This window comes from uncultured Subdoligranulum sp. (assembly GCF_937890665.1).
Map to the genome: position 1 here is coordinate 1 of NZ_CALADU010000134.1, position 9,612 is coordinate 9,612.

Here is a 9,612-nt window from a genome sequence, read left to right on the forward strand (position 1 = left end):
GCTCATGAGGAGATGATCCCGATGAAAAGTGCGCGCCATCAGGCAATTCTAGATTTAATTGAAAAACATCCGATTGATCGTCAGGAAGATTTGCTGGCCCATCTGCGAGAGGCTGGATTTGACGTAACGCAAGCCACGGTTTCGCGGGATATTCGCGATTTACAGTTGGTAAAGGTGGCGGATTCCGAGGGGCGCTACCGGTATATGCCGGCGGCTGCTTCCGGGAAAGTGACGCACTCACCCAGCCGATTTGAGATGATTTTCCGGGAATCCGTCCTCAAGGTCGATTATGCGGGGCATATGGTGTTGGTCAAGTGCTTTTCCGGTATGGCCAATGCGGCTTGCGAAGTGTTTGACGCAAAGCAATGGAACAATGTGGTGGGAACGCTTTCCGGTGATGATACGTTTTTTATTTTGATGCGTACCGAAGAAGATGCTGCCGCAATTTGCAAGACGTTGCAACAGTATGCGCGCCGCGGCTGATACAACGCAACCTAAGCAGGGGAGGGCTGGCCGATGCTGGCAGACCTGAAAATTGAAAATGTGGCGGTCATCGAAAAGGCTGAAGTACATTTTACCACTGGGTTTAATGTGCTGACGGGTGAAACCGGTGCGGGAAAATCGATTTTGATCGACTCCATCAATGCGATTTTGGGAAACCGCACATCGCGAGATCTGGTGCGCAGCGGTGCGCAAAAAGCTTGTATTTGGGCTACGTTTGAAGGAATCCCGGACTCTGTAAAAAGTAAACTATCCCAATGTGGATACGAGGCTACGGATGATTTACTCTTGTACCGGGAAATCAGTGCAGAGGGAAAAGGGAGTTGTCGCATTAATGGAATGCCCGCTACGGCCAGTGTGGTACGGGATATTTCCAGTGGACTATTGTCTATTCATGGTCAGCATGATAGCCAAGGATTGACGAATCCAGCTTTGCATTTGGACCTTTTGGATCAGTACGCACAAAATACCGCACTCTTTCAGCAGTACTATCAAAGCTATCGAGCGCTGGTAACGGTGAAACGACAGTTGGATGCCTTGAACGCCAGTGAGGCGGATAAACAACGGCGTATTGAGGCATTAACCGCTGAGATTGAAGCCATTGACGCTGCTGCCTTACAATCTGGCGAGGAAGCCTCACTGTTGGAAAGAAAAAATGTGATCACCCATGCGCAGAGTATTCTGGAAGGGATTACACAAGCGCATGTGGCTTTGGCTGGGGATGAAAACGGAGATCTATCCGGCGCAGCTGATCTGTTGGGCGGCGCTGTGGGCGGATTGCAGAATGGTGCACGGTTAGACGAGAGCTTGCTGCCATTGGCGGAGCGCCTGCAGGAACTCTATTACACGGCGCGAGAATTGGAGACCGATTTGGCGGATCGTTTGGATGCGTATGATTTTGATCCGGCAGAGTTGGACACGATTGAGAGTCGTCTGGACATTATCTATCGAATCAAGCAGAAGTTTGGCATGGAAGTGGAAGAGCTTTTGGCCAAGCGCGAGCAGGATGTTGCGGAATTGGAGAATTTCCAAACATCCACGGAAAAGATTGCTGAACTAAAGAAGCAGATGCAGGTATTGTATGCCGAGGCGAAACAAGCGGCGGAGGCATTGACGCAAAGTCGCTTGAAAGCCTTTACGGCAATGAATAAGGAAATGAAAGCGGCTCTTTCTTTTCTGAATATGCCGGGCATCCGTTTCGCCCTGAAACATACACGGGGACCGTTGGCTTCGCATGGGCAAGATACGGTAGAGTTTTTGATTTCTACCAACCCGGGAGAAGAACCTAAACCGCTGGCAAAAATTGCATCCGGTGGTGAATTGTCCCGAATCATGCTTGCATTCAAAAGTGCGCTGGCGGATCGGGATGCGTTGCCTACTGTAATCTATGATGAAATTGATACCGGTGTATCGGGATTGGCGGCAGGACGAATTGGTCAGCTTTTGCATCAGACTGCAAAAGGGCGGCAGGTGCTCTGCATCACTCACACGCCGCAAGTGGCAGCTTTTGCCGATAACCAACTGTTAATTCAGAAAAACGTTCACTCGGACCGCACCTATACCGAGATTCACACTTTGGATCTTGAAGGTCGCGTGCAGGTTCTTGCTCGTATGATTTCTGGGGATAAAGTCACCGACCTTAGTCTTGCCAATGCCCGCGAGTTGATTGAAAAATCACGCTAAGCGGCAGGGGGCTTTTCCTTGACTTTCCCCGGTAAGTATGATACAGTTATATTCGATAAATGCGTTGAAGGGAACAAGTACTCGCGGTGCATCCGCCCCAGAGAAGTTTCGGTTGGTGCAAGAAACTGACGGTGCACGGCAATAGAGGAATACATCCCAGAGCAGCAGACTGAACAAATTATTCAGTAGGTCGAGCCGTGTGCGCACGTTACAGCGTTTGGGTGTCAAGGCGTTCCTTTGGCCGTTGTGCACCCGCGAAGTCCCGTTACCGTGAGGCGCGGGAAAACAGAGGTGGTACCGCGAATTTTCGCCCTCTGCCAAATTTTCAATTTGGCAGGGGCTTTTTCTTTGTTCCTGCCACACAAACAGGAGGATCTTTATGACAATCTATGACGAATTGAAGGCCCGTGGCCTGATCGCTCAGGTAACGGACGAGGAAGAAATCAAAGAAGTCATCAACAATGGCAAAGCAACCTTTTATATCGGGTTTGACTGTACGGCGGATAGCCTGACTGCAGGACATTTTATGGCGTTGACCTTGATGAAGCGCCTGCAGCAGGCAGGCAACCGTCCTATTGCATTGATTGGCGGCGGTACGACGATGATTGGCGATCCTTCCGGGCGCACGGATATGCGTAAAATGCTGACCAAAGAAGATATTGCGCATAACGCCGAGTGCTTCAAGCGCCAAATGGAACGCTTCATTGAGTTTGGCGAAGGAAAGGCTTTGATGCTCAATAACGCAGAGTGGCTGCTGAAACTAAACTATGTAGAACTGCTGCGCGAGGTGGGCGCTTGCTTCAGCGTCAACAATATGCTGCGGGCTGAGTGCTACAAACAGCGTATGGAAAAAGGCCTGTCCTTCCTTGAGTTCAACTACATGATCATGCAGAGCTACGACTTTTACTACATGTTCCAGCATTATGGCTGCAACATGCAGTTTGGCGGCGATGATCAGTGGAGCAATATGCTGGGCGGCACTGAATTGATCCGCCGTAAGCTCGGAAAAGATGCCTATGCGATGACCATCACCCTGTTGACCGATTCTCAGGGCAAAAAGATGGGCAAAACGGCTGGCAATGCCGTTTGGTTGGATCCCAACAAAACCAGTCCCTTCGAGTTCTATCAGTACTGGCGTAATGTAGGTGATGCTGATGTGCTGAAATGTATTCGCATGCTGACCTTCCTGCCTTTGGAGCAGATTGATGAGATGGATCATTGGCAGGGCGAGCAGCTCAATCAGGCCAAAGAAATCTTGGCCTACGAGCTGACCAAAATGGTTCATGGCGAAGAAGAAGCGCAAAAGGCGCAGGCTACGGCACGCGGTTTGTTCAGTGGTGCGGCTGACCACGAGAATATGCCCAGCACTGTATTGGATGCTTCTCTGGTCAAAGATGGCGCAGTTGGGCTGCTGGCCGCTATGGTTGCTGCAGGGCTGTGCGCATCCAACCGGGAAGCACGCCAGTTGGTACAGCAGGGCGGTGTCTTAGTGGATGGCGAAAAGGTAACGGATCCCAAAACGACCTTGAGCGACGAGGCGTTGCACAAAGGTGTCGTGATTAAAAAAGGCAAAAAAGTATACCACAAAGTAATGCTCTAAAGGATGTGCCGGAGGTCTTCTGCTCAAACAGGCGGGAGGCTTTCCGGCCTTTTTATTATAGAAAACTTTTGTGTCTGGCACGGGATTTTCTTGCTCTTATGGGGAAATTAGGATATAATAAAAGAAGTCTGTAAGCAGGGAGGATGTCATGCCCAAAGACAAGTTAAAAACGATTTATGTCTGTACACAGTGCGGCGAAACCAGTCCTCGATGGCTGGGGCGTTGCCCATCGTGCGGCGCTTGGAATACGATGACCGAGGATGTGGTTGCGGAACCCGTCAAGGCTTCCCCGAGCGGGCGCGGCAATACCAGCGCACGTGTGCCGGGTCAGACGACCTTGACACCTCATAAATTAGTAAATATTAGTACAACCGAAGAAAAAAGCCGCATTGTCACGGGCATCAGCGAGCTGGATCGGGTGCTCGGCGGTGGCATTGTGATCGGAAGCGTTACGCTGATTGGCGGTGAGCCGGGAATTGGAAAATCCACCATTTTGTTGCAGCTCTGCGGTGAAGTCAGCAAAACCAAAAACGTCCTATATGTCACGGGCGAAGAATCCGTCCGGCAAATCAAGCTTCGGGCGGTTCGTCTGGACGTGCCCCAAGAGAATATCTCTCTGGTGGCAGAAAGCGACGTGGATGAGATTTGCGGACTGATTGAATCGATGAAGCCGGATCTTGTGGTGATCGATTCCATCCAAACGATGCGCTGCACAGATATCGCATCCTCATCCGGTACTGTCAGTCAGGTCAAGGAAAGTACGGCACGTTTTTTGAACGTTGCCAAGACATTAGAAATCCCGACATTCATCGTCGGGCATGTGAATAAAGATGGTGCGATTGCGGGTCCCAAAGTAATGGAACATATTGTGGATACGGTCCTTTACTTTGAAGGAGATAAAACATTGCCCTACCGCGTTTTGCGCGCGGTAAAAAATCGTTATGGCTCGACCAACGAAATTGGTATGTTTGATATGACGGGGCGCGGGTTAGCGCAAATCGAGAATCCCTCCCAAGTTATGCTGGAAGGTCGACCGCTAGGTATCAGTGGTACGTGTGTTGCTTGCGTGATGGAGGGGACGCGCCCGGTACTAAGCGAGATTCAGGCATTGGTCACAAAGACTAGCTTCCCGAGTCCGAGGCGAACCGCCAGCGGTTTCGACTACAATCGAATGTACCTGCTTTTGGCCGTCTTAGAAAAACGAGCCGGATACGCTTTCTCCAATCAAGATGTTTATGTCAATATCGTGGGTGGTCTAAAACTGGACGAAACAGCCTGTGACCTGCCGGTCTGTATTGCGATGGCATCCAGTTTGTTGGATTTACCGGTAGGGGAGAAAACATTTGCTGTTGGAGAAGTGGGACTGGGCGGGGAGATTCGCAGCGTTCCGCATTTGGAAACGCGGCTGCGGGAGGCGCAGCGAGTCGGTTTTGATACTGCCATTGTTCCCAAACACAATTTGAAATTGATCGACCCGGCCCAGTTTCCGGGCTTGCGTCTGGTGGGGGTATCCTATCTGCGGGAAGCGATCAACACAATTAAATTAAAGTGAGGAATCCAAGTATGCCTACGCCGAATAAACCGAAAATGCCGGCTTTTAATCCGGAATTGAAGAAAGCGATTGCCGCCTTTGGAAAGGAAAATACGCCCCAAAATCTGAACATTGTGCTGAATCATCTGGTTAAATCCCCGCTGCTGACGCCAGTCTTGTTTGACCTAAACGGGGCGCCGGCACCTAAACCGGGACCGGATGGGCGAGTGCAGCTTCCTAAAAATACGAAAGTCAGCTTTGTGATGGTCAATAGCAACGAGGGAAAGCATTACTACTTAGGCTTTACAGATTGGGAAGCAGCCCACACATGGCAGAAGAAAGCTGGACAGGGACGGCAGATTGTTGCACTGCGGTTTGATGATTTTGCCAATATGCTCCAGAAGAATCAAGAAGCGGCTGGTTTGGTCTTGAATCCGGGAGAAAACAGCCTACGGCTGGAGGCTCGGTTGATTACCTCTGTCAAAAAACAGAAAGACTCTTTTACAGAAATGCAGAAGGCTCGCGAAGCCGCCCAGATCCATCCCGGAGACAAGGTTACAATCGTAGAACCCACGGTGTTGGCGGATGCTTTGCTGGACCCGATTTGCAAGGTACTTGCTGATGCACCGGGCGTGGGTTCGGCTTACTTGCAGATTATGATTGTCAACGAAACCAGAAAATGCTATCTGCTGGTGTTGGATGGCCCGAAAGATGACAAGCTATTTGCCGCGGTAGCCCAAGCGGCGCGGCCTTACCTGTTAAGCCGTGAGCAAAAAATGAATCTAACCATCACTACATCCGTATCGCCGTTGGGGCAGCAGGGCATGCGCGGCAGCGAACCCTTCTATCGTAAAGGCGTGGGGCGCGTTGTGGAGGATGATGACGAATGAGAACCAAACGCTTGCTGGACTGTACCCCCAAAGAATTGGCCGCCTATGACAAAGCTCAGTTACTGGAGGCCATTGCCGGAAGCGAGGGAAGGGTTCTTGCCTGTGAGACGATCGGTATCACGCCGCCCCTTTTGGTGGATGTGACCAACGCAGAATATGCAGCTTCTTTGAGTGCCGATATTTTGCTGCTGAATATGTTTGATGTGGAAGACCCGGTGATTCAGGCCCTGCCGCAGGTTTCGAAAGAAGAAACAGTCCGAGAGCTAAAACGCTTGACGGGATGTGTAATCGGTATCAATTTGGAGCCAACCAATGCCTTGTTGGCACAAGAAAATGACGGAACGCTTTGGCAGATGAAGCAAGGACGATTGGCTGCCGCTGCTAATGCGAAATTGGCTGCAGATATGGGTGTGGACTTGATTGTGTTGACCGGAAATCCCGGCAATGGGGTTAAGAACGAAGCAATCGAACAAGCACTTCGAGAAATCTCGGCCGCTGTGGGAGATCGCGTGATCTTGGCTGCGGGAAAAATGCATGCCTCCGGTGTGGCAGGCGAGGGCGGCGAAAAGATCATGACCGTGCAAGATGCGGAAGCCTTTTTGGATGCGGGGGCTGACGTTATCTTACTGCCTGCCCCGGGGACCGTACCGGGAATCACCATGGAATATGCGCATAAGCTGATTGAAGCCGTACATGCGAGAGGAAAGTTAGCGTTGACTTCGATTGGAACCTCGCAGGAAGGTGCAGATACAGCGACCATTCGTCAGATTGCATTGCTGTGTAAGATGGCTGGAGCGGATATTCACCATATCGGCGACACCGGTGTTCCGGGAATGGCCCTTCCGCAAAATATTCTGGCATATTCCATTGCAATTCGTGGGGAACGCCATACCTATCACAAAATGGCACAATCGGTTAATCGATAAAAATAGGGGAGCGATGATGAATCGTTCCCATTTTGTTTCCAACGCAAAAATAAGTCCCTGCCGAAGTTCGACAAAAGGAGGAACAACGGCAGGGACTTATTTTAGAAAGAAATCGAAAGGATTTTACAAAAGGAATTACTTCTTCTGGACGTACTTCAAGCAGTCGAGCATAACGGCGACCAGAATGATGATGCCGGAGAAGACGAACTGCAAGTTGGTGTCGATACCAAGCGTAGTCAAAGAGTAAGTCAAAGCAGTGAAGATGAAGACACCGACAACGACGCCGGAGATCTTACCGATACCACCGGTGAAGGAAACGCCGCCAACAACACAAGCTGCGATAGCGTCCATTTCCCAACCTTGGCCGTAAGCGGCAGAACCGGAACCAACCATACGGATGCATTCCAACCAAGAACCAAAGCCATAGAGGATACCGGCGAGGATGAACGCGCCAACCGTTACACGGAAGACGGAGATACCGGAAACCGCAGCAGCCTCAGCGTTGCCGCCGACAGCAAACAGGTTCTTGCCGAAGGTTGTCTTGTTCCAGATGAACCAGACAATCACAACAGCAGCGATGGCCCACAGGATGATCGTGGGGAAGCCACCGATCTTCGGGATGATCATGTTGGGAATATCAGTCTCGATACCGCCGAAGGAAACGCCCTTGGTGGAGTAGGTGACCAAGCCGAAGATGACCAGCATGTTGGCCATCGTCGAGATGAAGGGATGCATCTTAAACTTAGCAGTAAAGAAACCAGCGATGGTTGTGAAAACGGTGCACAGGACGATGCAGACGACCAGCGCCAGCAACACACGCGCAATTACGGGCAGGCCGGTGAAATCAAACACATGGCCAAAAACAGAACCGGTATTGACGCCTTTGTGCATGATGATGGTAGCTGCAGTCATACCCATACCAACCATACGGCCAATGGACAGGTCCGTACCGGCCAGCAAGATCAGGCCAGCGACGCCCAATGCCAAGAACATACGCGGAGAAGCCTGCTGCAGAATGTTCAGGGCGTTATTTACCGTCAACAGCGGCACATTCTTGACAATCGGGGTGATAATGCACAGTGCAATGAAAATAACGATAATTGCAATGTACAGACCGTTGCGCAGCAAGAAGTCGCGGCGGTTAAAGGTGTACTTGTAGTTCTCCCAGCGTTGCGCCATCGACTCGGCAAAGGTAAACTTGGACAAACGCAACATATCGATCAGGTGATATTTGTAATCGAAAGCCGCGTGCTGGCGATCTTTGATCTCCTGCAGATCCTTGTCGCGCTGCATCTTTGCGTCAAACAGCCGGTTCTTATGAACGTATTTTTCGTCCTTGATTTCCTGCTGGTCAGTCAGCTTCGCAACCGTAGCCTGATGCTCTTTTTCCAACTGTGCAACAGCAGACTGGTATTTTGCCAGAGCAGCGGCTTTTTCCTGCTTGCAGCTAGCTACTACATGCTGGTAATACTCACTATCATAGTGCTGCTTCAGGTAAGATTCGCCGTCAGCAATCAACTTGGAAATCTGATCCTTGTTTTTGGCCTCAACAGCCTTGGCGGTTTCCAAAGCGGCTTTCAGTTTGCTTTCCCGAGAGGCTTTTTCCTCAGCGGTATAGATCCGATCGCGTTTCAGGTTATCCAATTCGTTCTGGATATTAACGACCTTGTCGGTGCCGTCCACACGCAGCGCGTCGATCTGGGCTTGAATTTTACCGATGTACTCATCAATCGGCTTGCGAAGATCAGCTTCCCGATCCGCAGTAAGAATTGTACTATTTGCCATTTGTTTTATCCCCCAATTACAGGTATTTCGCGCTCAGTCGCAAAAGCTCTTCCTGATTTGTCTCCTTGGTGTTGACAATACCGGAAAGATGTCCGTTGGACATAACACCGATACGGTTGGTAATGCCGAGAATCTCCGGCATCTCAGAGGAAACGACAATAACCGTTTTACCCTGTTTTGCCATCTTAATAATCAGTTCGTAGATCTCGTACTTGGCACCGACATCAATGCCGCGCGTAGGCTCGTCCATCATAAAGACCTGCGGTTCGCGCTCCAACCACTTGCCGAAAATAACTTTCTGCTGGTTGCCGCCGGACAAGCTGGAAATCATATCATCCGGTCCCAAACATTTGGTGTGCATGATTTTGATTTCTTTGTTGGTGGCTTTAACCATCTTGGGGTTGGAAAGCGCCACGCCGGTTTTGTACTGATTGAGGTTGGCGATGGTAGTGTTAAAGGTTAGGTCACCCTTTAAGAACAAACCGTTGGCTTTGCGTTCCTCGGTAATCAAAGCAAAACCGTGCTCAATGGCTTCGTGCGCATTGTTGAAGTTCATCAGCTTGTTGCGGAAATAAACGCGGCCAGCTGCACGGGTGCGAACACCGAAGATGGTCTCCAGCAATTCGGTACGCCCGGCGCCCACCAGTCCGTACAAACCAAAAATTTCGCCCTCGCGAACATCAAAAGTGATGTCCT

8 protein-coding genes and 1 other annotated feature are annotated in these 9,612 nt (G+C 50.5%); of the genes, 6 read left to right on the forward strand and 2 right to left on the reverse strand.

What is annotated here, in order from left to right; all coding sequences use genetic code 11:
- Positions 1-12: 12 nt before the first annotated feature.
- The 6 genes from Q0526_RS07880 to Q0526_RS07905 all read left to right on the forward strand — a co-directional run bounded on the left by Q0526_RS07880 (position 13) and on the right by Q0526_RS07905 (position 7,131).
- Positions 13-483 carry an arginine repressor gene (locus tag Q0526_RS07880; RefSeq protein WP_298732295.1) on the forward strand — a complete coding sequence of 157 codons (471 nt, stop codon included), beginning with the start codon at positions 13-15 and terminating at the stop codon, positions 481-483.
- 33 nt (positions 484-516) lie between these two features.
- The gene (recN, locus tag Q0526_RS07885) at positions 517-2,184 is read left to right on the forward strand and encodes a DNA repair protein RecN (RefSeq protein WP_298732288.1); all 1,668 of its coding nucleotides are present in this window, start codon (positions 517-519) and stop codon (positions 2,182-2,184) included.
- A 55-nt stretch (positions 2,185-2,239) separates the two neighbouring features.
- Positions 2,240-2,502: a binding site (T-box leader), on the forward strand.
- Positions 2,503-2,563: 61 nt separating this feature from the next.
- Positions 2,564-3,784: a tyrosine--tRNA ligase gene (tyrS, locus tag Q0526_RS07890; protein ID WP_298732289.1), complete on the forward strand. Its 1,221-nt coding sequence runs from the start codon at positions 2,564-2,566 to the stop codon at positions 3,782-3,784.
- Positions 3,785-3,932: 148 nt separating this feature from the next.
- On the forward strand, positions 3,933-5,336 hold the full coding sequence (gene radA, locus Q0526_RS07895) for a DNA repair protein RadA (protein ID WP_298732290.1): 1,404 nt from the start codon (positions 3,933-3,935) through the stop codon (positions 5,334-5,336).
- Between the two features lie 11 nt (positions 5,337-5,347).
- A complete protein-coding gene (locus Q0526_RS07900; protein ID WP_298732291.1) occupies positions 5,348-6,205 on the forward strand; it encodes an enhanced serine sensitivity protein SseB C-terminal domain-containing protein in 858 nt (285 codons plus the stop codon).
- Between the two features lie 11 nt (positions 6,206-6,216).
- Complete coding sequence (locus Q0526_RS07905) at positions 6,217-7,131, forward strand: haloacid dehalogenase-like hydrolase (RefSeq protein WP_366522049.1); 915 nt, start codon at positions 6,217-6,219, stop codon at positions 7,129-7,131.
- A gap of 135 nt (positions 7,132-7,266) precedes the next feature.
- On the opposite strand, the gene Q0526_RS07910 is transcribed toward Q0526_RS07905, so the two are convergent.
- Positions 7,267-8,916: a galactoside ABC transporter permease gene (locus tag Q0526_RS07910; RefSeq protein WP_298732293.1), complete on the reverse strand. Its 1,650-nt coding sequence runs from the start codon at positions 8,914-8,916 to the stop codon at positions 7,267-7,269.
- 16 nt (positions 8,917-8,932) lie between these two features.
- On the reverse strand, positions 8,933-9,612 hold a 680-nt coding region (locus tag Q0526_RS07915), incomplete at its 5' end, for an ATP-binding cassette domain-containing protein (RefSeq protein ID WP_298732294.1).

Excerpts from the sequence above, each read along its gene's own strand:
- Q0526_RS07880 (WP_298732295.1), top strand. The coding sequence starts at position 13 with ATGATCCCGATGAAAAGTGCGCGCCATCAGGCAATTCTAGATTTAATT.
- recN (WP_298732288.1), top strand. The coding sequence starts at position 517 with ATGCTGGCAGACCTGAAAATTGAAAATGTGGCGGTCATCGAAAAGGCT.
- tyrS (WP_298732289.1), top strand. The coding sequence starts at position 2,564 with ATGACAATCTATGACGAATTGAAGGCCCGTGGCCTGATCGCTCAGGTA.
- radA (WP_298732290.1), top strand. The coding sequence starts at position 3,933 with ATGCCCAAAGACAAGTTAAAAACGATTTATGTCTGTACACAGTGCGGC.
- Q0526_RS07900 (WP_298732291.1), top strand. The coding sequence starts at position 5,348 with ATGCCTACGCCGAATAAACCGAAAATGCCGGCTTTTAATCCGGAATTG.
- Q0526_RS07910 (WP_298732293.1), bottom strand. The coding sequence starts at position 8,916 with ATGGCAAATAGTACAATTCTTACTGCGGATCGGGAAGCTGATCTTCGC.